Source organism: Azotobacter bryophylli, assembly GCF_042643485.1.
In the GTDB taxonomy this organism is placed as follows: domain Bacteria; phylum Pseudomonadota; class Gammaproteobacteria; order Pseudomonadales; family Pseudomonadaceae; genus Azotobacter; species Azotobacter bryophylli.
The window spans coordinates 85,640-110,702 of sequence record NZ_JBHRSJ010000034.1 but is presented as its reverse complement, the minus strand read 5'-3'; the positions used below and the strand labels follow the sequence as shown (position 1 = coordinate 110,702).

At 61.2% G+C, this 25,063-nt stretch carries 20 protein-coding genes; 5 read left to right on the top strand and 15 right to left on the bottom strand.

What is annotated here, in order from left to right; translation table 11 throughout:
- Positions 1-35: 35 nt before the first annotated feature.
- The 3 genes from clpB to rluD form a co-directional block, all read right to left on the bottom strand.
- Positions 36-2,600 (bottom strand): ATP-dependent chaperone ClpB, encoded by a 2,565-nt coding sequence (gene clpB, locus ACFOJE_RS16450; RefSeq protein WP_377815676.1) that lies wholly within the window; start codon positions 2,598-2,600, stop codon positions 36-38.
- 167 nt (positions 2,601-2,767) lie between these two features.
- A complete protein-coding gene (gene pgeF, locus ACFOJE_RS16445) occupies positions 2,768-3,502 on the bottom strand; it encodes a peptidoglycan editing factor PgeF (protein WP_377815674.1) in 735 nt (244 codons plus the stop codon).
- The gene (rluD, locus tag ACFOJE_RS16440) at positions 3,502-4,473 is read right to left on the bottom strand and encodes a 23S rRNA pseudouridine(1911/1915/1917) synthase RluD (RefSeq protein ID WP_377815672.1); all 972 of its coding nucleotides are present in this window, start codon (positions 4,471-4,473) and stop codon (positions 3,502-3,504) included. The genes pgeF and rluD overlap by 1 nt, the downstream gene beginning before the upstream one ends.
- A gap of 145 nt (positions 4,474-4,618) precedes the next feature.
- Here rluD and ACFOJE_RS16435 point away from each other — a divergent pair, with 145 nt between their 5' ends.
- Positions 4,619-5,629, top strand: coding sequence for an outer membrane protein assembly factor BamD (locus ACFOJE_RS16435; RefSeq protein WP_377815670.1), 1,011 nt, complete (start codon positions 4,619-4,621; stop codon positions 5,627-5,629).
- A gap of 111 nt (positions 5,630-5,740) precedes the next feature.
- Here ACFOJE_RS16435 and ACFOJE_RS16430 read toward each other — a convergent pair whose 3' ends face one another.
- On the bottom strand, positions 5,741-7,372 hold the full coding sequence (locus ACFOJE_RS16430) for an NAD+ synthase (RefSeq protein WP_377815668.1): 1,632 nt from the start codon (positions 7,370-7,372) through the stop codon (positions 5,741-5,743).
- Positions 7,373-7,787: 415 nt separating this feature from the next.
- Between ACFOJE_RS16430 and ACFOJE_RS16425 the strand changes: the two genes are divergently transcribed.
- The 3 genes from ACFOJE_RS16425 (at position 7,788) to ACFOJE_RS16415 (ending at position 11,025) form a co-directional block, all read left to right on the top strand.
- Positions 7,788-8,021 carry a PP0621 family protein gene (locus tag ACFOJE_RS16425; RefSeq protein WP_377815667.1) on the top strand — a complete coding sequence of 78 codons (234 nt, stop codon included), beginning with the start codon at positions 7,788-7,790 and terminating at the stop codon, positions 8,019-8,021.
- The gene (locus ACFOJE_RS16420) at positions 8,011-9,615 is read left to right on the top strand and encodes a two-component system sensor histidine kinase NtrB (RefSeq protein WP_377815665.1); all 1,605 of its coding nucleotides are present in this window, start codon (positions 8,011-8,013) and stop codon (positions 9,613-9,615) included. Before ACFOJE_RS16425 ends, ACFOJE_RS16420 begins: the two co-directional genes overlap by 11 nt.
- Positions 9,616-9,684: 69 nt before the next feature.
- Complete coding sequence (locus ACFOJE_RS16415; protein WP_377815663.1) at positions 9,685-11,025, top strand: sigma-54-dependent transcriptional regulator; 1,341 nt, start codon at positions 9,685-9,687, stop codon at positions 11,023-11,025.
- 48 nt (positions 11,026-11,073) lie between these two features.
- Here ACFOJE_RS16415 and thiO read toward each other — a convergent pair whose 3' ends face one another.
- Positions 11,074-12,171, bottom strand: coding sequence for a glycine oxidase ThiO (thiO, locus tag ACFOJE_RS16410; RefSeq protein ID WP_377815661.1), 1,098 nt, complete (start codon positions 12,169-12,171; stop codon positions 11,074-11,076).
- Between the two features lie 195 nt (positions 12,172-12,366).
- On the opposite strand from thiO, the gene ACFOJE_RS16405 reads away from it, so the two are divergent.
- Positions 12,367-12,933 carry a GspH/FimT family pseudopilin gene (locus ACFOJE_RS16405; RefSeq protein WP_377815659.1) on the top strand — a complete coding sequence of 189 codons (567 nt, stop codon included), beginning with the start codon at positions 12,367-12,369 and terminating at the stop codon, positions 12,931-12,933.
- 47 nt (positions 12,934-12,980) lie between these two features.
- On the opposite strand, the gene ACFOJE_RS16400 is transcribed toward ACFOJE_RS16405, so the two are convergent.
- The 10 genes from ACFOJE_RS16400 to ileS all read right to left on the bottom strand — a co-directional run bounded on the left by ACFOJE_RS16400 (position 12,981) and on the right by ileS (position 25,061).
- A complete protein-coding gene (locus ACFOJE_RS16400; RefSeq protein WP_377815657.1) occupies positions 12,981-16,709 on the bottom strand; it encodes a pilus assembly protein in 3,729 nt (1,242 codons plus the stop codon).
- 35 nt (positions 16,710-16,744) lie between these two features.
- Entirely contained in the window at positions 16,745-17,293 is a 549-nt protein-coding gene (locus ACFOJE_RS16395; RefSeq protein WP_377815655.1) for a hypothetical protein, read from the bottom strand.
- Positions 17,290-18,384 carry a PilW family protein gene (locus tag ACFOJE_RS16390; protein ID WP_377815654.1) on the bottom strand — a complete coding sequence of 365 codons (1,095 nt, stop codon included), beginning with the start codon at positions 18,382-18,384 and terminating at the stop codon, positions 17,290-17,292. The genes ACFOJE_RS16395 and ACFOJE_RS16390 overlap by 4 nt, the downstream gene beginning before the upstream one ends.
- The gene (gene pilV, locus ACFOJE_RS16385) at positions 18,381-18,944 is read right to left on the bottom strand and encodes a type IV pilus modification protein PilV (RefSeq protein WP_377815652.1); all 564 of its coding nucleotides are present in this window, start codon (positions 18,942-18,944) and stop codon (positions 18,381-18,383) included. Before pilV ends, ACFOJE_RS16390 begins: the two co-directional genes overlap by 4 nt.
- Positions 18,935-19,396, bottom strand: coding sequence for a GspH/FimT family pseudopilin (locus ACFOJE_RS16380; protein WP_377815651.1), 462 nt, complete (start codon positions 19,394-19,396; stop codon positions 18,935-18,937). The genes pilV and ACFOJE_RS16380 overlap by 10 nt, the downstream gene beginning before the upstream one ends.
- A 13-nt stretch (positions 19,397-19,409) precedes the next feature.
- Positions 19,410-19,844 carry a type IV pilin protein gene (locus ACFOJE_RS16375; RefSeq protein ID WP_377815649.1) on the bottom strand — a complete coding sequence of 145 codons (435 nt, stop codon included), beginning with the start codon at positions 19,842-19,844 and terminating at the stop codon, positions 19,410-19,412.
- A 361-nt stretch (positions 19,845-20,205) separates the two neighbouring features.
- Positions 20,206-21,153, bottom strand: coding sequence for a 4-hydroxy-3-methylbut-2-enyl diphosphate reductase (gene ispH / locus ACFOJE_RS16370; RefSeq protein WP_377815647.1), 948 nt, complete (start codon positions 21,151-21,153; stop codon positions 20,206-20,208).
- Positions 21,154-21,262: 109 nt separating this feature from the next.
- Positions 21,263-21,700 carry an FKBP-type peptidyl-prolyl cis-trans isomerase gene (locus ACFOJE_RS16365; protein WP_377815645.1) on the bottom strand — a complete coding sequence of 146 codons (438 nt, stop codon included), beginning with the start codon at positions 21,698-21,700 and terminating at the stop codon, positions 21,263-21,265.
- Positions 21,693-22,196: a signal peptidase II gene (gene lspA, locus ACFOJE_RS16360; protein ID WP_377815643.1), complete on the bottom strand. Its 504-nt coding sequence runs from the start codon at positions 22,194-22,196 to the stop codon at positions 21,693-21,695. The genes ACFOJE_RS16365 and lspA overlap by 8 nt, the downstream gene beginning before the upstream one ends.
- Before the next feature lie 33 nt (positions 22,197-22,229).
- Positions 22,230-25,061, bottom strand: coding sequence for an isoleucine--tRNA ligase (gene ileS / locus ACFOJE_RS16355; RefSeq protein WP_377815641.1), 2,832 nt, complete (start codon positions 25,059-25,061; stop codon positions 22,230-22,232).
- Between the last annotated feature and the right edge of the window lie 2 nt (positions 25,062-25,063).

Genomic DNA, 25,063 nt, shown 5'->3' with positions numbered 1-25,063 from the left:
CCCCCTGGCCCCTGGAGGCCAGGGGGAGCGCACCGTCAACTGAAGACGATTTCGTCGCCTTGCACCTTGGCAGAGATCTTCGTGCCCGGTACGAACTGACCGGCGAGGATCTGCTGCGCCAGCGGGTTCTCGATCCAGCGCTGGATCGCCCGCTTCAGCGGACGCGCGCCATAGACCGGGTCGTAGCCCACCGCGATCAGCTTGTCCAAAGCCTCGTCGGAAAGCTCTAGGGTCAGATCACGCTCGGCCAGGCGCTGGCGCAGACGCTTGAGCTGGATCCCGGCGATACCGGCGATCTGCTCGCGAGCCAGCGGGTCGAATACCACCACCTCGTCGATCCGGTTGATGAATTCCGGCCGAAAATGATGGCTCACCGCATCCATTACCGCTGCACGCTGGGCCTCGCGATCGCCCGCCAGCTCTTGGATCTGTGCCGAGCCCAAGTTGGAGGTCATCACGATCACCGTGTTCTTGAAGTCAACGGTACGCCCATGGCTATCGGTCAGACGACCGTCTTCCAATACCTGCAGGAGAACGTTGAAGACATCCGGGTGAGCCTTCTCCACCTCGTCCATCAGCACCACGGAATAGGGTTTACGCCGGACCGCCTCGGTCAGGTAGCCGCCTTCCTCGTAACCGACATATCCCGGAGGCGCTCCGATCAGGCGAGCCACGGAATGCTTCTCCATGAATTCGGACATATCGATGCGAATCATCGCCTCCTCGGTGTCGAAGAGGAACTCGGCCAGAGCCTTGCACAGCTCGGTCTTACCCACACCGGTCGGACCGAGGAAGAGGAAGGAGCCACTCGGCCGGTTGGGATCGGCGAGACCGGCACGAGAACGACGAACCGCGTTGGCCACGGCGGTCACGGCCTCGTTCTGACCGATGACCCGCTGATGCAGCAGGCCCTCCATCTTCAGCAGTTTCTCGCGCTCGCTCTCGAGCATCTTGGATACCGGGATTCCGGTCCATTTGGATACGACTTCGGCAATCTCCTCGTCGGTTACCCGATTGCGCAGCAATTGGTTCTCATGCGGCTCATGGCTGGCGGCGCTGGCCAGCTTGCGCTCCAGATCCGGAATGACGCCGTACTGCAGCTCGGCCATGCGGTTCAGGTCGCCCTTGCGGCGCGCCAGCTCCAGATCGGTCTTGGCCTGCTCCAACTGCTGCTGGATCTGCGCAGAGCCCTGCACTTCGGCCTTTTCCGACTTCCAGATCTCCTCGAGATCGGCATATTCGCGTTCGAGCTTGACGATTTCCTCCTCCAACTTGGCCAGACGCTTTTGCGTCGCCTCGTCGGTCTCCTTCTTCAAGGCCTCGCGTTCGATCTTCAGCTGAATCAGGCGGCGGTCCAGGCGATCCAGCTCCTCCGGCTTGGAGTCGATTTCCATGCGGATACGGCTGGCAGCCTCGTCGATCAGGTCGATGGCCTTGTCCGGCAGCTGACGATCGGTGATGTAGCGGTGCGACAGTTTCGCCGCCGCAATGATCGCGCCATCGGTAATGGATACGCCATGGTGCACTTCATAGCGCTCCTTCAGGCCGCGCAGGATGGCGATGGTGTCCTCCTCGCTCGGCTCGTCTACCAGCACCTTCTGGAATCGGCGCTCCAGAGCGGCGTCCTTCTCGATGTACTGACGGTATTCATCCAGAGTAGTGGCGCCGACACAATGCAGCTCGCCACGAGCCAGGGCGGGCTTGAGCATGTTGCCGGCGTCCATGGCCCCTTCGCCCTTGCCGGCACCGACCATGGTATGCAGCTCGTCGATGAACAGGATGATCCGCCCCTCCTGCTTACCGAGCTCGTTGAGCACGGCCTTCAGGCGTTCCTCGAACTCGCCGCGGAACTTGGCACCGGCGATCAGCGACCCCATGTCTAAGGCCAGCAGACGCTTGTCCTTGAGGCCGTCCGGCACTTCTCCGTTGACGATGCGCTGGGCCAGCCCCTCGACGATGGCTGTCTTGCCCACGCCCGGTTCGCCGATCAGCACCGGGTTGTTCTTGGTCCGCCGCTGAAGGACCTGGATGGTACGACGGATCTCGTCGTCGCGACCGATCACCGGGTCGAGCTTGCCTTCTTCGGCCCGTGCGGTCATGTCGATGCAGTACTTGTCCAGCGCCTGGCGGGCTTCTTCGGCGTTAGGGTCGTTCACCGTCTGACCGCCACGCAGGTTGCTGATGGCGTTCTCGATGGCTTTCTTGGTCACTCCCTGGCCAAGCAGAACCTTGCCCAGGCGAGTGCTGTTGTCCAGCGCGGCAAGCAATACCAGCTCGCTGGAAATGAACTGATCGCCCTTCTGCTGGGCCAGCTTGTCGGCCAGGTTGAGCAGGCGGGCCAGATCTTGGGACAGGTTCATGTCGCCGGTGGGGTTCTGCAGCTTGGGCAGCTGATCCAGCTCCTTGGTGAGGGCCTGGCGCAGAGCGTTGATGTCGAAACCGACCTGCATCAGCAGCGGCTTGATCGAACCACCCTGTTGATCGAGCAGCGCCTGCATCAGGTGCAGCGGTTCGATGGCGGCATGATCGAGGCCGACCGCGATGGACTGGGCGTCGGAAAGCGCAAGCTGCAACTTGCTGGTCAAACGATCGATACGCATGGAATCATCCTTCTATGAGAGCAGGCCGGCGTACCGGGCACGCCTGCGATAAAACCTGCTGAGATGAAGCTTAGATAAGGATGATTGTCATGGATTCAAGGCAGATGACATTGATACAGGTCAGCCGCCCAGCCTGCGCGCCATAAGGCACTAAAGGGGACAAGCCCTCAGGCGGTGGGGGCTTCCAGCCATATCAGACTGGCGAAGCGGCCAGTGCGCGGCGCACGGCGATAGGAGTAGAAGCGAGGGTCACTGAAGGTGCAGAAGCCCCCGCCATGGACGGCGGTGACACCACATGCGCCCAGACGGATACGCGCCAGTTGGTAGAGGTCGGCCATGAAGCGACCGGGATTTCGACTCGGCACGAAGGCCTGTGCCGCTTCGGAGCTCTGATCAAGGAAGGCCTCACGGACCTCCGGCCCGACTTCGAAAGCCTCCGGACCGATCGCCGGCCCCAGCCACACCAGCACTTCAGCCGGCGCCACGGCCAAGGCATCCAAGGTTGCCTCGAGCACGCCGCCGGACAGCCCGCGCCACCCGGCATGGGCTGCAGCCACGCGGGTGCCGGCACGGTCGCAGAAGAGTGCCGGCAGGCAATCGGCGGTGAGAACTGAACAGGCGATCCCCGGCTCGCCGGTCCAGCAGGCATCCGCCTGGGCGGTGAACGACGGATCGGTCAGGACCACCTCCACGCCGTGCACCTGTCTCAGCCAGGCCGGTTCGCAGCCGAGGGCGGCACGCAGACGACGGCGGTTCTCGGCAACCGCCTCAGGGGCATCGCCGACATGATCGCCGAGATTGAGGCTGTCGAAGGGCGCCGCACTGACACCACCGGCACGAGTCGTCACGCAGGCCTTTACACTGGCGGGGACAGGCCACTCCGGTGTCAACCAGGAGGTCATCAGACGAAGGCCTCGCTGTCTTGCCGCAGTAGGGTGAGCAGCCAGACGAAATCATCGGGCAAGGGTGCCTCCCACTTCATGCGCTCGCCCGTGGCCGGATGATCCAGCTCGAGGAAGCGCGCGTGCAGGGCCTGGCGCGGAAACTCCTTGAGCGCCTGGATCAGCGTCGGATTGGCCGCTGGCGGAATGCGGAAGCGTCCGCCGTATGCGGGATCTCCCACCAGCGGGTATCCGATGTGAGACATGTGCACGCGGATCTGGTGGGTACGGCCGGTTTCCAGCTTGACCCGCGTATGGGTATGCGAGCGGAAGCGCTCCAGCACCCGATAGTGACTGACTGCGGGTTTCCCACCCTCGATCACGGCCATGCGCTGGCGCTGCTGACCATGACGCCCGATGGGTGCATCGACCGTGCCGCCGGAGATGATCACGCCGACCACGATGGCCTCATAGATCCGGCTCACGCTGCGTCTCTGCAGCTGCTCGACCAGGCGGGTCTGCGCCTGCAGGGTCTTGGCCACCACCATCAGACCGGTGGTGTCCTTGTCCAAGCGATGGACGATGCCGGCGCGCGGCACATTGATCAGTTCCGGCACGTGGTGCAGCAGGGCGTTGAGCAGGGTCCCATCGGCGTGCCCGGCAGCCGGGTGCACGACCAGACCGGCGGGCTTGTTCAACACGAGGATGTGCTCGTCCTCGTAAACGATGTCCAGTTCGATGTCCTGGGCGGCCCACTCGCCCTGGGCCTCCTGCTCGGCGGCCAATGACAACAGGGCGCCACCATGGACGATGTCGCGCGGTCGCAGCGCAACGCCGTCGACGGTCAGGCGACCGTCCTTGACCCAGGCGGCGAGACGTGAACGGGAGTGCTCGCTGAACAGCTGCGCAGCGACCTGGTCGAGGCGCTGGCCGCCCAGTTCGTAGGGGACTTCGGCCTGGAGCCGAATGGCTTTATCGGTAGGTTCTGACATGCTCGATACGGCGGGGCACGGCCTTTGGTTTCGGCTTCGCGCTTGTGGTTAAATACTGCGTCTTTGCCCCGGCTCATGCGGGGTGCTCATCATAACAGGACGGCCCGGTACTCGACAGCCGGCCGTCACAGGGACGCAACCCGCCATGCACGTGAAACACCTGCTGCTGATCGCCATTCTCGTCCTGACCGCTGCGTGCGGCTCCAAGGAGATCAAGGTCGACGAGAGCCTGAGCGAAACCGAGCTGTACCAGCAGGCCCAGATCGACCTGAAGAACAAGAACTATTCCCACGCCAGTAGCAAGCTGAAGGCTCTGGAATCACGCTACCCCTTCGGCCAGTATGCCGAGCAGGCGCAACTGGAACTGATCTACGCCTATTACAAGAACCAGGAGCCGGAAGCAGCCCGCTCGGCCGCCGACCGCTTCATTCGTCTGCATCCGCAACATCCGAACGTCGACTACGCCTACTACTTGAAGGGCCTGTCGTCCTTCGACCGGGATCGAGGCATTCTCGCGCGCTTCCTACCGCTGGACATGACCAAGCGCGACCCGGGTGCGGCACGCGACTCCTTCAACGAGTTCGCCCAGCTCACCAGCCGCTACCCGAACAGCCCTTATGCTCCGGATGCCAAGGCGCGCATGATCTATCTGCGCAACTTGCTCGCCTCCTACGAAATCCACGTGGCGCACTACTATCTGAGACGCCAGGCCTACGTTGCCGCAGCCAATCGCGGTCGCTACGTCGTCGAGAACTTCCAGGGCACCCCCTCCGTTGGCGACGGCCTGGCCATCATGGTCGAGGCCTACCAGCAACTCGGCCTGGACGATCTGGCCGGCACCAGCCTGCAGACCCTGAAGCTGAACTACCCGGACCACCCGAGCCTGGAGGACGGACAGTTCGTTCCACGCGCCTCGACCCACAAGCGCACATGGCTGGCCCGCGCCACCTTGCGTCTGATCGAGAACGACACCCCTCTACCTCCGGGCGAGACCCGTGCCGCCCAAGACATGCGTCGCCAGTACGAAGATGCCGTCGAGGCCATCCCACCGGAGCTCCAGCCGGGCTACAAAGGGAAAAAGGGAAAGACCGCGATCAACGACGACGAACCCAGGCGCTCCTGGCTGAACCGCCTGACCTTCGGTCTGTTCGACTGATCGCTCGGCGCACGAACGACAAGGGAGGCCTGAGCCTCCCTTTTTCTTTGCCCCGGGAATACCGGGGAGCCCTGGCGGCCGGTAAGACCGCCGAGCCACTCGATCAGCGACTCAATCGCCCAGCCGCCAACCCGAGGTGATCGGATACCGGCGATCGCGCCCGAAACCGCGCTGAGTCACCCGAACGCCCACCGCGGCCTGTCGCCGCTTGTATTCGTTCAGATCGACCAGACGCAGCACCCGCTTGACCGTATCCTCGTCGAAGCCCTCGGCGACGATGGCGTTGGCCGAAAGATCGTATTCGACGTACAGCTTGAGGATCTCGTCGAGCACCGGATAGGGCGGCAGCGAGTCTTCGTCCTTCTGCCCGGGCGCCAGTTCGGCTGACGGCGGACGATCGATGACCCGCTGGGGAATCACCGGGCCGAGCCGGTTGCGGTATTCGCAAAGCCGGAACACCAGGGTCTTGGGCACGTCCTTGAGCACGTCGAAACCGCCGGCCATGTCGCCGTAGAGCGTCGCATAGCCCACCGCCATTTCGCTCTTGTTGCCGGTGGTGAGCACGAGATAGCCCTTCTTGTTGGAGATGGCCATCAGCAGGGTGCCACGGCAGCGCGCCTGCAGATTTTCCTCGGTGGTATCCCGTCCCAGGCCGGCGAACACCGGCGCCAGGGTGGACATGAAGGCTTCGACCATCGGCGCGATGGGCAGGACGCGATAGGTCACGCCCAGAGCCCTGGCCTCGGCTTCGGCATCCTCGAGGCTCATCTGCGCGGTGTAGTGGTAGGGCATCATCACCGCCTCGACCCGCTCCGCACCGAGGGCATCCACCGCCACGGCCAGGGTCAGCGCCGAGTCGATGCCACCGGAAAGACCGAGGATCACGCCCCGGAAGCCATTCTTCTGCACATAGTCGCGCACGCCCATGACCAGCGCCTGATAGACGCCGGCCTCCAGCTCGGGCAGCGGTGCGCAGGCGGCGGCACGCGGTACCACGCCCCCCGCGCCGATGACGAGATCCACCGGATAGAGTCCCTCGACGAAGGCCGGGGCCCGCTGGGTGATTCGCCCGCCGGCGTCGATCACGCAGGAGCCGCCGTCGAAGACCAGTTCGTCCTGACCGCCGACCTGGTTGACGTAAACCACCGGCATCCCGCTCTCGCTCACCCGGGTCGCCAGGACTTCCTCGCGTTCGTGCTGCTTGTCCAAGTGAAAGGGCGAGGCATTCAAGCTGAGCACCAGTTGCGCTCCGGCCTCGTGCGCCTGCCGCATGGGGCCGGGGAACCAGATGTCCTCGCAGATCGACAGGGCCACCGGCACCCCTTTGATGTCCACCACGCAGGCTTCGCTGCCCGGTTCGAAGTAACGGCGCTCGTCGAACACGCGGTAGTTCGGCAGATGCTGCTTGTAATAGGTCGCCAGCAACTCCCCATCGGCGATGACCGCCGCCGCATTGAAACGCTTCTCTTCCTCCAGCCAGGGATAGCCGACCACCAGGTAAATACCCCGGACCGCCTCCTGGAGGCGCTTCAGTCCCTGCTCGATGCGCCGCTGCATGCTCGAACGCAACAGGAGATCCTCCGGCGGGTAACCGCACAAGGAGAGTTCGGGGAACACGATGACATCCGCATCGCGATCGTCACGGGCATTGCAGGCCGCCTCGATGATGCGCTCGACGTTGCCGTGCACATCGCCGACACGCAGGTTCAATTGGGCCATCACGACCCGCAGGGTTTGGCTCATGGCCGTCTCCAACTGATGAGTTGTCGCGCTGCACCTCGAAGGCGGCTCGCCAGCCGATGTGCGGAAGTCCGGGGCAAGGCGTCGCAACGAGCCATAGTCGAGCCATGGCGGGCGGCAACGCGGTATCGGAACCCTGGACACCGAAATCGGCCGGGGCGAACCGACCAGTCAGGCACTTGCTTCCAGTATGGCGCGCTACGAAGGCGCATTCTCCCGCATGGACGGCAATCGAAACAACGCGTAGGTGATTCCATGGGCTGTCCGGATCGGGCGGGAGGTGGAGCCAGCGCTTTTTTTATGAAGAGGGGGCTGTAGCGACGATTTCCAGCTGGCCACTCCTCATGTTGATCGATGCCGGCTGTATGGGATTGCGCGGCTTGTTAAACTGCTGGCCTTTACTCGGATAGAAGGTGTCATGGGATTGTTTCGCCTGCTTTTCTGGATCGTCCTCATCCTCGCCGCCGTTTGGTTCTGGCGCCGCCTGAAACGCCCCTCCGCCCCCACCGAGAAAATTCCGGATGCCGCACCGATGGTGCGCTGCGCCCATTGCGGCGTGCATCTCCCCCGCACCGAAGCCCTGGAAAGCGACAGCCAGTGGTATTGCAGCCGGGCACATCTGGAACAGGGCCCCCGGCAAGGTGAACGCTGAAAACCTGCTGCCGCCCCGCGTGGTGTTGAGCGCGCCCCACGGCGCCAATGTCCTGCGTCTGTACCACCTTTACCGGCTGGCCATCGGTCTCCTGCTGCTGTTGCTGATTTCCAGCCATCTGGACGAACAGTTGCTCAGGGTCGCCCACTTGGGGCTGTTCCGCTTCGGCAGTTGGTTCTATCTGGTGCTGAACATTCTGGTCGCCGTCCTGGTGCAGCGCGCCAAACCCCTGCAAATCTTCTGTCTGGCCCTGGTCGACGTGATACTGCTCTCGGGGCTGTTCTACACCGCAGGAGGAACGCCCAGCGGTATCGGCAACCTGATCATCGTCGCCGTGGCCATCGCCAACATCCTCCTGCGCGGGCGCATCGGTCTGCTGATTGCTGCCGTGGCCGCGATCGGCCTGGTCTTCATGACCTTTTACCTGAGTCTCAGCACCCCCGAGGCGAGCGCCCAGTTCGTGCAGGCCGGGGCCTTGGGATCGCTGTGCTTCGCCGCTGCGCTGTTCGTGCAGAGCCTGACCCGCCGGCTGCATCAGAGCGAATCCCGCGCCGCACAGCACGCGGCCGAACTGGCGAACTTGGAGACGCTGAACACCCTGATCCTGCAGCGCATGCGCACCGGCATCCTGGTGATCGACGAGGAGCATCGGGTCCTGCTGGCCAATCCCAGCGCCCTCAGCCTGCTGGGTAACGCTTCGCTGATCGGCCAACCGCTGGATGACCACTGCCCGGAGCTGGTCGAACGCCTGCAGCAATGGCAGCAGAACAAGACCCTGCGTCCGCAGGACCTGCGGACCCTGCCCAATGGCCCGCTCCTGCAACCCAGCTTCGTGCCACTGCAACTCGAAGACCATTGCAACATTCTGGTGTTTCTCGAGGATATCTCGCAGATCGCCCAGCAGGCCCAGCAGCTCAAACTGGCCTCCCTCGGCCGCCTGACCGCCGGCATCGCCCACGAAATCCGCAACCCCTTGGGCGCGATCAGCCATGCCGCACAGCTATTGCAGGAGTCCGAATGCCTCGACGGGCCGGACAGGCGGCTGGCACAGATCATTCAGGACCAGTCGCGACGGATGAACCTAGTGATCGAGAACGTGCTGCTGCTATCGCGGCGACGCCAGGCAGAACCGCAACTGCTCGATCTGAAATACTGGGTACATCGTTTCGCCAGCGAATTCCGCAACTCCGCGTCCGTGAACCAGAGCCTGCACTTGGAAACTTACGGCAATGCCCTGAAGACCCGCATGGATCCGCAGCAGCTCCTCCAGGTCCTGGGCAATCTGGCGCAGAACGGCATGCGCTACAGCGCACAACTGCACGACCAGGCCCAGGTCTGGCTCAAGCTGTTCTGCGATCCGGAGAGCGATCTGCCGGTATTGGAGGTGATCGACGACGGCCCCGGGGTTTCGGAAGACAAAATGCAGCACATATTCGAACCCTTCTTCACCACCGAACGAAAAGGCACCGGGCTGGGCCTGTATATTTCCCGCGAACTGTGCGAGAGCAACCAGGCCCGGATCGACTACCGCCGGGGCGAAACCGGCGGCAGCTGCTTCCGCATCACCTTCGCCCATCCGCGCAAGCTGGCCTAGCACTCGATGTATGCCTGATGACATGCCAACGCCGCTTACCGCCATTGCCCCACGCAACCGAGTCCAAGCATGAGTGATCGACAGAGAGCCCTGATCGTCGACGACGAACCCGATATCCGCGAGCTACTGGAGATCACCCTGGGCCGGATGAAGCTCGATACCCGCAGCGCGCGCAACCTGAAAGAGGCCCGCGACTGGCTGGCACGCGAACCCTTCGATCTGTGCCTGACCGACATGCGCCTGCCGGACGGCAACGGCATGGAACTGGTACAACACATCCAGCTGCGCCATCCGCAGCTTCCGGTTGCCATGATCACCGCCTATGGCAGCCTGGATACCGCGATCAACGCTCTCAAGGCCGGCGCCTTCGATTTCGTGACCAAGCCGGTCGATCTCGCCCGTCTGCGCGAACTGGTTGCCAGCGCGCTACGCCTGCGCGCGCCGGCCCGCGAGGAAGCACCGGTGGATAACCGCCTGATCGGCGACTCGCCGCCGATGCGCACCCTGCGCAAGCAGATCGCCAAACTGGCCCGCAGCCAGGCGCCGGTCTACATCAGCGGCGAGTCCGGCAGCGGCAAGGAGCTGGTGGCGCGCCTGATCCACGAGCAAGGTCCGCGCGCCGCACACTCCTTCGTTCCGGTGAACTGCGGCGCCATTCCCTCGGAGCTGATGGAAAGCGAATTCTTCGGCCATCGCAAAGGCAGCTTCACCGGCGCCATCGAGGACAAGCAGGGGCTGTTCCAGGCCGCCAACGGCGGAACCCTGTTCCTCGACGAGGTCGCCGACCTGCCACTGCCGATGCAGGTCAAGCTGCTGCGGGCGATCCAGGAAAAGGCTGTGCGCGCCGTCGGCGGACAGCAGGAAATCACGGTCGATGTGCGCATCCTCAGCGCTACCCACAAGGATCTGGCCGCCGAGGTCGCCGCGGGACGCTTCCGCCAGGATCTCTACTACCGTCTCAACGTAATCGAACTGCGCGTGCCGCCCTTACGCGAGCGGCGCGAGGACATCCCGACACTGGCCGAGATCACGCTCAGGCGCTTGGGCGAGAGCAGCGGCCTCCCCCCGGCCAGACTGACCGAGGAAGCCCTGGAAAAGCTGAAGAACTACCGCTTTCCAGGAAACGTCCGCGAACTGGAGAACATGCTCGAACGAGCCTACACGCTCTGCGAAGACGACCTGATCCAGGCCCGCGACCTGCGTCTCGCCGACGCTCCGGGAGCCGGCGAGGGCGGCGAGGCCTCGCTAGCCAGCATCGACAATCTCGAGGACTATCTGGAGGACTTGGAACGCAAGCTGATCATGCAGGCTCTCGAGGAAACCCGCTGGAACCGAACCGCCGCCGCCCAGCGTCTGGGGCTGACCTTCCGCTCGATGCGCTACCGCCTGAAGAAGCTGGGGATCGACTGAGCGGCCGCAAAGATGCAGCGGGCCGCCCGGGGCCCGCTTGCCATCCGATCAGAGGGAGCCGCCCCGTACTGCGGGCGCATAGGGCGCCGGATCGATGATCGGTTCCCGTCCCAGCAGCAAATCGGCGAGCAGTTGGCAGGAAGCCGGCGCCAGCACCAGCCCGTTACGGAAGTGCCCGCAGTTCAACCACAGCCCTTCGAACCCCGGCACGGGGCCGATATAGGGAATCCCTTCAGGGGATCCCGGCCGCAGCCCCGCCCAGTGCTTGACCACCTCGGCATCGGCCAGCGCCGGCAGCAACTCGATGGCCGAAGCCCTGAGGCTATCCAGAGCCTCCTGGGTGGGCGTCTTGTCGAAACCGACGTCTTCCAGCGTACTGCCCACCAGGATATGGCCATCGCGCCGGGGGATCGCATAACGTCCCTTGGCCAGTACCATGCGCGGGAGGAAGTCCTCGGCGCACTTGAACAGGATCATTTCTCCCTTCATCGGCTTGACGGGCAGTTGCAGCCCCAGCGAAGCCAGCAGACCGCCGCTCCAGGCACCGGCGGCGACCACCACGCGGTCGGCACGCAGCTCTCCGGACTCGGTACTGACCCCGACAACCCGCTCGGCCTCACGAACGAAACCGGTAGCCTTGGCATTTTCCAGCAGGGTCACGTTCGGCATTCGTTGCAGCGCCTCGCGCAGCGACTTGAGCAGGCGCGGGTTGCGCACATTGGCCACCCCCGGCATGTAGACGGCGTGAGAGAACCCCGGGCCCAGAGGCGGCACCGCCCGATACACCGACTGGATATCCACCGCCGTCAGCGGCCGCCCCTCCCGCTTCGCCCAGGCCAGCGCCTCGTCCTCATCCTCGAGATCCAGCCAATACAGACCGGTGACATGCACCTCGGGATCGATGCCGCTCTCGGCCAGCAAACGCTCACCGAGCTGCGGATAGAAATCCTGCGACCAGTGCGCCAAGGCCGTCACCGCCGGGCTGTAGCGCCACGGATACAGTGGCGAGACGATCCCGCCGCCGGCCCAGGAAGCCTCTCGACCGACGTCCCCCTGATCCAGCACCTGAACCTCCAGCCCGGCATCCGCCAGCTGATATGCCGACAACAAACCAATGACACCGCCACCAATCACTAGGACTCGCATTACCTTCCTCCCAACACTAACGGGCCGTCGTTATACGCCTTGCCGAAGCGCCCCTGCCACGATTTAAGTCATTTTCATGCAGGACACGGCTGATTGCTCCGCTACCAATTGCTGGCTGATCGACACATCCCCGAATCAGCCCCTTGTATTCTTCCAGGCCGACTGGATGAAGAAGCTTGAACCAAGGAGGGAGCAATGCACAGGATCGAGCATGGCCATACCAAGGGATTCACCCTGGTCGAGGCTCTGACCACGACAGCGCTGATTGCCATCGCAGCCAGCATCGCGGTGCCTGCCTTCACCCACATGATCCTCAGCAACAAGCGAAGCAGTGCGGCGCAGCAGATCAGGTCCCTCCTCGCCCATGCCAGAAGCAGCGCGGTCACACTGCAACGAACTGTGACCCTGTGTGCCAGTCGAGACGGTCACAGCTGCAGCCGGACAGGAGCACGCCATTTCATCGTGTTCAGCGATGACGACCAGAACAGCGCAGCGGATGCAAACGAGATCCTCCGCAAAGAGGCGGTCGTTGCAGACATGCGCTACGAATTGATCGGGTCCAATCTCGACAGCCTTCGTTTCCGAGCAAGCGGAACGGCAGCAAGTTACGGCAATGTCGTGTTCTGCCCCTCCTCAGACGATCAATATGCAACGAAGCTGATCATCAACAGTATGGGAAGGGTACGAAGCGCACGAGATATGGACGGGGACGGACTGATAGAAGGCTCGGATGGCAACCCTATCAGCTGCCCACCCGAATAGCCGGAGCCCAAAAGCGATGGCGCCCGTAGGCGCCACCACTTTCTCACCTACCGGGCATACCAGTAGGCACGTCTGCGGTTGTTGTTGAGGTCGATCTCGGGAATGCTCGGATCGAAAGTCGTGGGACCGGAGCCACCGATGATGAAGGGAACGGTCTTATCGCCAATCTCGACGAGCCCGCTGACTGCCGATGGAGGCAAGCCCCCCCCGACGAACCGGGTGAAGTTCACCGTGGCCGTCTTGAAGTCGACCGTATAAGCCCGGGCAAAACCGAGATCGGCCGTACAGGAATTGGCTTGCGGCACATCGGGGTAGTTGGTGCTGAAATAGGTTTTTCCCGCCACCGTTGTGGGCGCGTTGACCCCTTTCTCGCCGGGGTTCTTCAGATCGATGTAGAACCCCTTCACCATGAGACCGCTGGCATTGAAGGTTGACGGATTCGCCGCGAGATCGGTATTCGTCAGAGCGACAAAGGTTGAATCCATGATCGAACCGATTTCCGTGTCCTTTAGCATATAGATCCGGTTCTGCACGTTGTAAGCCAGCCCGGCTGTCGTAGCCGTCGTGTAGAGAGGATGCTCGCGGTCGCCGGATACTGCCATCACGACATCGAAGTCGTTGGTGGGGATCACATCAGGCGCGAAAAGGAATTTGCGCGCGTTATTTCCCGTCCCGCCCAAAGCAGCCAGCTTGGTCAGCCTCCACTGGCCTGGATCGACAGCAGCCTGATAGCCTGCCGGCTGCAGATCCAGGCGCCAGATATTGGCTCCCGTATCCGCCGCATAGACCCTGTCGATATAACCATCGGCATTGCGATCCATCAGGGTGACATCGGCAGCGATGGAATGAGTCAAACCACTGTTTTCCACGCAAGTCGCCGTCAGTCCACTGCAGTTGGCAAGCGCTGCCCATACTACCTCGCCCGTGATGGTATCGAGGACCAATATCCCGCGGCCCATGGTATCGGCCGCCGCGACTGGATCGGCGTCCTGCTCTGGCGCATAACCGGCCCCCATGATGAGCACAGGGTTGTCCCGGCCCTCCAAGAGCGCCACTTTCGGCTGAGACCAGGTTTGCCCCAGCTCCGGAATATCATCCTGATCCTTGCTCCACAGGAATTTCGGGGTCGCCGGGTCCGAAACATCCAGGGCATAGATGAGACGTCCCCCGCGTCGGGCGGTCAGATAGATATAGGTCTTGCCCGCAGTGCTCGTCCCAAGGCGGGTATCCCTGAGCACCGTGGTGGAACCATCGAAGAAGTAGTCCTTGGGCTGCTTGTTCGGGTCCATTACACCGGCGATGTCCACCAGAGGCGTATTCTGAAACAGCCGCTTGAACTTGCGATGGAATTCGGGAGCGATGAAACCCCAGAGTTCATCGCCGGCACGTACGGAACCCTTCGAGGTTGTAATCGGCTGCGTCTGGTTACCGTTGACGGCACGGAAAACCCCATCGTTCGCTCCGTAGAAAACCACTACGCCGGTACTGCCGCCGTAATTGATCACGGCCGGACGCGAATGCAAGACATCCCCATGCAGCGAGGGGCGTACGGTGACAGGAGCACCCGGGCCGGCCAGCTCTTCATTACCGGCGATATCCCAGCCTCGCACCCAGTTGATCAGGTTGCTGGCGGTCAGGGCCGGCTCGATGGTGCAGCTGACACTGGCCCCAGGCATGGTGATGGCCGGACTGTCCCATTGGAAGGTGAAGGTGTTGCTTGTCGCTCCCGTAACGGTCACGTTCCTGTAGCCACTGGCCGGCAGGCCGGACAAACCGGTCACAAGGCTGCTATTTGCCTGTCCAGCGCAACTCTTGAGGATGACAGAATCGCCGACGCCTAAGCCATGCGCAGTACTGGTAGTGACCGTCACCGACCGGTCGGCCTTGTAGAAATCGGTATTTCCGGGGACGGAATAAGTCGAGCCGGTCTGCAGATTGCTCAAGGTGTATGAAAAATCCGTGTTCGATGCACTGAGCACGGCACATCCCGTGGGCAGATTACATGCCCCCTCGAAGTTTGCGATCGACAGGCTATTGGAAATCAAGTCCGAAGCATTCACCCCCGAATTGGCCCCCATGAAGGGAACCGTAAAGGTGCAGGACTTGCTGGCCGCCTTGCAGCTCGTCGCTTGCCCCTGGAACTTCATCCCGGCCGACAGGGATCCGCTATACGAAGCAGCCTGCCCCACGCCAAACAGGGCGAGAGCATTCGTCATCAGAGTGCCATTACCGGTGGAGAACTCCGAGAAGCCCGAACTGCATCCACCAACACGGTTGCAGGTCAGCAGGTTACGGCCATTGTCGTTGTTGCTGTCGGCATAGCTGGCAGTCAGATTGTCAGCCCGAGCCATCTCCGCTGCCCCCCCCTTCTCGACCAGCTCACCATCCGGCGAATCGAACTGCAGTCCTTTGCCTGAGGGACTGTTGAGCCAGAAGCCGGTGGCAGGCCAGCCGGGGACTCCCGGGGTGTTCGTCGTCCAGAAGCTGACGGCATCCGGCGAAAGGGCACCCGTCGTCGGGTTGGTCTTGGAGGTTACGGTACCGGCATTGGGATCTTCGGTTGCATCCGTCAGAACGATGTTATCGCCACTATCCAGGCCCAATTGATACTGCTTCAGGTTCCCGTACCAGCGGGGATGGGCATTGTCATCCGGGCGGAACATAGCCACGAATACCTGGTTCAGATAGGTACCCTGGGTATTTGCCGTAACTGGCAGCGTAGCCGAGGCAAAAACACTGTTTTTAGCCTGAACATCATTGAAGACACTTAATATGGCATTGGACAACCCTGAGGTATTGCGGAAATCGACCAGAAAACTCTTACCACCACCTTGCTTAGCCATCTCTGCATAATAATTGATCACCGGTTGGGCCTGTCCCTGATTGGCTGAGTCGGCTACAGAAATGGTATAGGTGGTGACATTCTTGTCCGAGGCCGCACTATCGATAACCGATACTCGCTTCATGAAGCGAGTCCATTCATCGGCCCAATAGTCGTTATTGTCATTTCCCGAAGTATTGAGCAGGGGCACCGCAATGGGATCGGAAAATAACGAATACTCGTTGGAGCTGGTCGAATAGCCAAAAGAACTGGTCAGTTCGCTCTTCAGAAAAACATCTGCATCACCGCCATCCCCCGGATTGCTATTGGTGAATGCGTTTCCGATATAGATCAATACAGCGTCACGACACTGAGTCGCAACCTCGGCCAGATTGGAATAGTTGACCCCCGAACATGAATTGCTCTTTCCATTCAGCATGGCCCAGGCTTCAGCCATGGTTGCCCCAACGGCAACGCCGTTGGTCTTCACACTGTTACTGCCCGTATTCTGGAATCCCTTTATATCGGCAATGAGATTGCTTACCCCTGTGGAATCCATCAAGGCAGGAGCACGCACCAAGTATCCGCATTGTCCGTTCCCATTATTCGAAAAACCATTCTTGTTGAAAATCATCAGCCCGATCTTGACCTTCCCTAAAAGGTCCGGATCGCTCTTCAAAGTCAACAAGGCATTCACCATTGCACACTGCTCCATTCCCGAAGCAGTATTGGTTCCAAGGCTGGGAGCCCCGGAGCCATCCGCATACTGGGTGCAAACATCCTGAGCACTGGCACTGTTGTTGGCAGCGTTATCCCAAACCAGCAAGACCGTCGGCGGATTAGCTGCTGAAGGATTAAGCCCGGTATAGATATCGATATCTTCCGCCCGAGCAAGTGCACTACAAAGAAGCAACGGTAATCCTACCGCCGCAACCCAATTACCAAGTTTGCTCACAACAGCTCTCCGTCCCGCAAACTCAAAGCCCGCCCTTATGGGCACGGCGTTCCAAGTAGGGTTCTCAGATAGATACCCTGATGTACTTCCACAGAGGCCCCGGTCAGTGCGGCATCATCGACTTTAGACTGCACATCCCACATCATCCTCGAACACCAGGAGTTCCCCGAGGCAACGCCCCCCGTCAACAGGCCGCTTTCCTGCACGGCGCCACTGCCATAGCAGGAAGCATCATCCGCCCGCTTGATATCGAGCTCGGTCAACTTGATGGGTATGGAGCGTAGACATACTGGTGGACTGACCACGGCGGTGTACTCATTCACGCCATCTCCATCCAGATCCGTTGGAATACTTATTTCTGCCGTCGGCAGAGGGATGATGAAGTTCGCCTCGTTACTGATATAGGCCTCTATCGCATTCTGTGCGGTGAGCTGAGCCTCTGCTCTGTATTGTTGATTACCCGCGATGCGAAAATTGATATTCGATGAGTTGACCATCGCCGCAACGATAATTGTCAGGATGCCCAGCATGACGAGCACAACGACCAACACTGCCCCTTGCTGGCGAGAGAGGTCCTTCTTCATTCACGCACCCCGGAAATATTAGGCAAGGTCACGACCGTGCTATATATCTGACGTCTGAACTTGTCATTGAAAGGCCCAACTGGAGTCCCACGCCCCAGATCATAGGTCCGGTCATCTTTCCAGTCGTTGCTTGCCTCGGTGCTCCTGGCCAACAAGTTGATTCTGACGCTGACGACATTGGACCAGTTGGTTGCATCGATATCGGACCATCCCCCTGCCGGGCAATTGGAAGCTGCCGGCGGGGCGTCCACCGCTGGGTCTGGCACGTAACAATCAGGCGAGCCATCGGTATCCAGATCCATTCCATATTGGAAATGCATGTCTTCGATACCTTCGACGACCGACTGGCCTACAACCTGGATTCCGCCCCCCGAAACTCTGAGCTCCGCCATCTTCAGAGTCGGCACATTGTCATTTGGGCTGCATATATCGCACGCCCCCAGATAGAAAGCACGAATCGAATAAGGCCATAACACGGCAGGCAGTGAGCAATTCTTCTGCCGCAGAGAAAAAGTAGCGGTACCGGAAACGCCGAAATCCATGGGCATAGAATCTTCCTGACAGGCCGACATTTGAGCGTATGGCACTCCCGCCGAAGCCGTTGCCACACTTTCCGTTTCCACATGGCGCACCACGATAGCCTCGCTGCCCGACTTATAATTGCTGAAGCAGGTCGTATCGGCTTGAGGTAAAGATGCAATTCCCTGGATGGCTACCGGGAGAGTTGTAGTCAATGTCGTGGAGTCATAAGAAAAACCCAGCTCACCCGCAGTTGTCGGACAAGGAGTCGGCATGCTGGAAGCCGTCGTCCCGATCTGGGACATTCCATAAAATCCGCCAAGACGCAATTCGTTGCTTATGAGCTGGATGGCATAGCGCCCGTTCTCTATCTGCTCGGAAGTCTTGTCCAGATCAACACGGGTTCGGCTTACCCATAACACCAGGCTCAGAACCCCACCCAACATGAAGACGCCAATGGCCATGGCAACCATGATCTCAACGAGGCCTATACCGGCCTGCGCGGAGGTATCAGTCCGACGAGCACGTTGAAAATATCGAAGGGAACGGGTCTTTGCAGTCTTATTCTTCATGAGGAAAGTTTCCCGAATCGCACCTGCGCACTTACGGTACGACGTAGTGTTTCCTTACCATATTGATTCTCACCACAATTGTTGGCGGAGATCACCGTCTCACCCACGCCCTGCCAGGCAATGGTTATCCGATATATCTGCTGACTGGCATCGACTACCCGGATACAGCCTCGAGCCCCGATAAGGGCCCCCACATTCGTAGTTCCGGACTTTTCCGCAGCTCCCTTCAAACTGTTATCCCACTGTTGCAGATCCGATACGGCAATCGTCTGCTGCCCAGCAGTGCCTGCAGAGCAGGTGAAAGTGCCAGAGAACCCAGTTCCCAAAGTATCGGAGCCGGCGTAGCAACTAACGGCCGCACGGTTGGCGCCGAGCCGCTCCTGCATGTCCTGCAGTAGAATGAGCGCCTGTACGCGCTGATACGATTCGGTTTCCTGCTGTAACGTACGAGTCACCAGCCCCGCGATTCCAAGAGCGCTGACAAGAAAAATCACCAGTGCGACTAGAACTTCGACAAGCGTGAAGCCGGAGCTTCGATTCTGCCAAGACATCAGGAACATGCTCCTATCCGATTATTGGACTTCCCACTTCCCGATACCCGTATGCAGCGAGGACTCACTTCGGCAGTGCCCGATTTGATTTCGAATGCGGCCTCTTCATTTGCCCGACCGTCGTTGCCATATGAAAGCGCGCTCACATTCGAGTCGATTTCCAAATCGTTATGAGCACTGAACTCCCTCAACATCAGCCCACCAGCTTTTACCACCCAACCCTGAACCCATGTGCTCTTTGCCGAAACGCTAACTTCCGTATTGCGTTTCACTGCCTCGCTTCTGGCGAAGACCATGGCATCAACAAGATCCGAGGCGGCACTGCGAACCGATTGAGTGGCCTGATATTGCAGAAAGGAAGGAACTGCAATTGACATTAAGATGGCCATAATCACGACTGTGACCATCAACTCCACAAGAGTGAAGCCCTTGCCGGACTTGGGCGAAGCCTGCCAGGTCATGGAGTCGCCCCCTCTACTTCCAACACCGGTCACCACCACCGGAGGCGCTTTTGATGCCCAATTGATCGAGGGCGAGCACCCCACAATCGGTGTCGCCGGTCAGTTGGGCGCCGATCGGAGTCGCAGTAATCGTATAAGCCAAGCCTGTACCGGTATTGCTTACCGAGACCGTGTAATTGGGAGAGATCTCGGGACCTACGCTCAGAGCCAGATCGCTGAGGCTGCTTGCGTAACTTCGCCTATCCAGCAGATAACGCTCCTGCCTGTTAGCCACCTCCAGCATGAAGGCCTCTACCGCCGCCCTGTTCGACCTAATTACATGCTGTCGATAACTGGGCAGCGCCACAGCCATAAGAATGGCGACAATCACTACCGTGATCATCAATTCGATCAGCGTGAAGCCAGCTGCCTGACGCCACCGTGTCGTAGGACACCTTTCAAGCTCCATTAAAAAGATCCCCCATTTTCTTGATTCTTAACTGGCGCCTGCTTTTGCGGAGATACTGTAAGACCGCCAACCGCATCCAGCATCGAGCCATGTGACGAATGGTTATTAATGGCATCCCGACGGCTTCGATACTGGCGACTCATCGCCAAGGAGCCAGGCTCGCTAATCTACAAGAGGCCGTGGAATACAAAGGCACCGCACCCTGGCTCTGGCTTGAATCAGCAAGCAAAGATGCGGCGAAGATAGCGCCCCTTGCCCGGGCATTCTCAGGCAAAGTGCGCAATTCCGAGATTACGCCTGAAGGCCGCCGCCCCTTGAACAGGGCATGGAAGGAGCGGCCTTGGACAAATAAGATATTTCCTCAGTCCACCGAAACGATGCGCAACTCCTTCGGCATCGAGAAGGTGATATTTTCCTTGCGCCCTTCCACTTCCTCGGCGCCAGTGGCCCCCCACTCGGACAGCCGGTCGAGTACGCCGCGCACGAGGATCTCCGGAGCCGAAGCACCGGCGGTCACGCCGATACGCTCAACGCCCTCGAACCATTCACGCTTGAGATCCTCGGCGCTGTCGACCAGGTGAGCCGGGGTGCCCAGGCGCTCGGCCAGCTCGCGCAAGCGATTGGAGTTGGAGCTGTTGGGACTGCCGACCACCAGTACCAGATCGCAGTCGTGGGCCAGTTGCTTGAGCGCATCCTGACGGTTCTGCGTGGCATAGCAGATATCGTCCTTGCGCGGGCCATGAATGTTGGGGAACTTGGTGCGCAGGGCGTCGATGATCTTGCTGGTATCGTCCATCGACAGGGTGGTCTGGGTCACGAAGGCCAGGGCATCCGGGTTGTTCACCTCCAGGCGAGCGACATCCTCCTCATCCTCGACCAGATAGATGGCACCGCCGTTCTTGCCATCGTACTGCCCCAGGGTACCCTCGACCTCAGGATGACCGTGATGGCCGATGAGAATGCATTCGCGCCCTTCGCGGCTATAACGAGCGACTTCCATGTGCACCTTGGTGACCAGCGGACAGGTGGCGTCGAACACCTTCAGACCACGCCGCTCGGCCTCTTCGCGCACGGCCAGCGACACGCCGTGGGCGCTAAAAATGACGATGACATTGTCCGGCACCTCGTCCAGCTCTTCGACGAAGACCGCTCCGCGTGCGCGCAGATCCTCCACCACGAACTTGTTGTGTACCACTTCGTGACGAACATAGATCGGGGGGCCGAAGACTTCCACGGCGCGGGTGACGATATCGATGGCGCGGTCAACGCCGGCGCAGAAGCCGCGCGGGTTAGCAAGTTTGATGTGCATTGGGGTTCTCGGCACAGAATCGGAAGAGTTGCAAGTGTAAACGCTGAAGGGAGGGTAAGGGCCAGGCCGGAGAGCCCAGCCGCACTCCTTCGTTGAAGTTGGAGCCTACTTAGACAGCCTTGACGTCGACGATCTCCACCTCGAAGGTCAGCGATTTGCCGGCCAGCGGGTGGTTGAAGTCGATGGTGACCTGGTTGTCGTCGAACGCCTTGATCACGCCGGGCATTTCGCTGCTGGATGCGTCGCTGAAGATCACCAATAGACCTTCGGACAGCTCCATGCCTTCGAACTGGCTGCGCGGCATGACCTGCACGTTCTGCGGGTTGGGTCGGCCGAAGCCCTGCTCCGGCTCGATCGGCAAGGTACGCCTGTCACCGGCCTTGAGGCCGTACAGAGCCTGTTCGAACCCCGGTAGCAGGTTGCCGTCGCCGACCTTGAAAGTGGCCGGACTCTTGTCGAAGTTGCTGTCGACCACATCGCCGGACTGCAGTTTGATGGCGAAATGCAGGGTGACTTCCCGATCGGGTCCTATGCGCAGATCAGTCATGGGCGGGTTCTCCGGACTTCTTGCTGGTGAACATGTCGAGCGCCAGCATGATGGCGCCTATGGTGATCGCACTGTCGGCCAGATTGAAGGCCGGGAAGAACCAGCGGTCCTGCCAGTGCACGAGGATGAAGTCGATCACATGGCCGTAGACCACGCGGTCGAACAGGTTGCCGACCGCGCCGCCCAGCACCAAGGCCAGGGCGACGGCCAGCCAGGTCTCGCCGGGCTTGAGACGCTTCAGCCAGACCACCAGCACGGCACTGACCGCAATGGCAATCAGAGCGAAGAGCCAGCGCTGCCAACCGGACTCGCCGGCCAGGAAGCTGAAGGCCGCGCCGGTGTTGTAGGCCAAGGTCCAGCTGAATAGGCCGGGAATGATCGTGATCTGCTCATACAGACGCAGCGCGCCTTCGAAATACAGCTTGCTCGCCTGGTCGAGCGCGAATACGACCAGGCTGAGCCAGAGCCAGGGAAGCTTGCCGAAGCGGGAAGTCATGCCGAGGCTCCGCAGCAGGACTGGGCAATCGCGTCACGCATAGTGACGCACCTCGCCTTCGCCTTCGATGTTTTCCACGCAGCGACCACAGATCTCGGGATGGGCCGGGTCGATACCGACATCTTCGCGGTGATGCCAGCAACGACCACACTTGGCATGGCCGGACTTGACCACCTTGAGCTTGAGACCGCCGACGTCGGTTTCCACCGCATCCGCGGCAGCGGTCGCCAGGGGCTCCACGGTCGCTGCGGAGGTGATCAGCACGAAGCGCAGTTCGTCGCCCAGCTTGGCCAGGCTTTCGGTGAGCGCCGCATCGCCATAGAGGGTAACCTCGGCCTGCAAGTTTCCGCCGATGGCCTTGGCCGCGCGCTGGTTTTCCAGCTCCTTGTTGACCGCCGCCTTGACCGTCATGATCCGATCCCAGAACGCACGCCCCAGCTCGAAGCCTTCCGGCAGTTCGGAGAGCCCTTCGTACCAGGTGTTGAGCATCACCGATTCGTTGCGATCGCCGGGCAGGTACTGCCAGATCTCCTCGGCGGTGAAGGCTAGGATCGGCGCGATCCAGCGCACCAGGGCCTCGCCGATGTGATACATCGCGCTCTGGCAGGAGCGGCGCGCCACGCTGTCGGCGGCGGTGGTGTACTGGCGGTCCTTGATGATGTCGAGATAGAAACCGCCCAACTCCTGCACGCAGAAGTTGTGCACCTTCTGATACACAACCCAGAAGCGATAACTGTCGAAGGCCTCCTTGATCTCGCGCTGCAGCAGCAGGGCGCGATCCACCGCCCAGCGATCCAGCGCCAGCATGTCCTCTGCGGCCAGCAGATCCTTCGCCGGATCGAAGCCGTTGAGGTTGGAAAGCAGGAAGCGCGCGGTATTGCGGATGCGCCGGTAGGCGTCGGCGCTGCGCTGGAGGATCTGCTTGGACACCGCCATCTCGCCGGAATAGTCGGTGGCGGCGACCCACAGACGCAGGATGTCGGCGCCCATGCTGTCGGTGATCTCCTGCGGGGCGATCACGTTACCGAGGGACTTGGACATCTTGCGGCCGTTCTCGTCCACGGTGAAGCCGTGGGTCAGCAGCCCCCGATACGGGGCGTGGCCGTCGATGGCGCAGCCGGTCAGCAGCGAGGAATGGAACCAGCCGCGGTGCTGGTCGGAGCCTTCGAGATACAGGTCGGCGCGCGGCCCCTGCTCATGGCCCATGGGGTGCGAGCCGCGCATCACGTGCCAATGGGTGGTGCCGGAGTCGAACCAGACGTCCAGGGTGTCGGCGATCTTGTCGTACTGGGCGGCCTCATCGCCGAGCAGTTCCACGGGTTCGAGCTTGAACCAGGCCTCGATGCCCTCCTTCTCGACCCGCTTGGCCACCTCTTCCATCAGATCGACGGTGCGCGGATGCAGCTCGCCGCTTTCCTTGTGCAGGAAGAACGGGATGGGCACGCCCCAGTTGCGCTGACGCGAGATGCACCAGTCGGGCCGACCGGCGATCATGCCGTGCAGGCGCGCCTGCCCCCAGGCGGGCACGAACTCGGTCTGCTCGATGGCGGTCAGGGCCCGCTCGCGCAGGGTGGAGCCTTCGGCCGGCTGCTTGTCCATGCCGACGAACCACTGAGCGGTAGCCCGGTAGATCAGCGGGGTCTTGTGCCGCCAGCAGTGCATGTAGCTGTGGGTGATGCTCGCATGCTTGAGCAAGGCCCCCACTTCATCGAGCTTGACGACGATATTGGGATTGGCCTTCCAGATGAACTGGCCGCCGAAAAACGGCAGCGACTCGACGTACACGCCGTTGCTCTGCACCGGGCTGAGGATGTCGTCGTTGCTCATGCCGTACTGTTTGCAGGAGCGGAAGTCGTCCTCGCCGTAGGCCGGGGCCGAGTGGACGATGCCGGTGCCGGCGTCCAGCGCCACGTAATCGGCTAGGTAGACCGGCGAGAAACGCTCGTAGAACGGGTGGCGGAAACGGACCAGCTCCAGGGCCTCGCCCTTCGCCGTGGCGATCACCTGCCCGTCGAGGCCGTAGCGAGCCAGACAGCCCTCCACCAGTTCCTCGGCCAGCACCAGCTGGCGGTCGCCGCAATCGACCAGGGCATAGGTGAATTCCGGATGGACGTTCAGCGCCTGGTTGGCCGGGATGGTCCAGGGGGTGGTGGTCCAGATCACGATGCTGGTCGGCTTGTCCAGGCTGGAAAGACCGAAAGCGGCGGCCAGCTTGTCGGCATCCTCCACCTGGAAGGCCACGTCGATGGCATCGGATTTCTTGTCCTGGTATTCGACCTCCGCCTCGGCCAGCGCCGAGCCGCAATCGAAGCACCAGTTCACCGGCTTCAGGCCCTTGAACACGAAGCCGCCCTCGACCATCTTGGCCAGGGCACGAATCTCTCCGGCCTCGTTGGAGAAGTCCATGGTCCGGTAGGGATTCGCCCAGTCGCCGAGCACGCCGAGACGAATGAAGTCGGCCTTCTGCCCCTCCACCTGCTCGGCGGCGTAGGCACGGCAGCGCTCGCGGGTCAGGTCCGCCGGCTGGTTCTTGCCGAAGGTGGTCTCGACCTTGTGCTCGATGGGCAGGCCGTGGCAGTCCCAACCCGGGACGTAGGGAGCGTCGAAACCGGCCAGGGTCTTGGAACGGACGATCATGTCCTTGATGATCTTGTTCACCGCGTGGCCGATGTGAATGTTGCCGTTGGCGTACGGCGGGCCGTCGTGCAGGATGAACTTCGGACGCCCCTCGCCGATCTGCCGGAGCTTCTGGTACAGGCCGATGCTGTTCCAATGCTGCAGCATTTCCGGCTCGCGCTGCGGCAGGCCGGCCTTCATCGGGAATGCCGTCTCCGGCAGATTGAGGGTCGCTTTGTAGTCGGTCATCG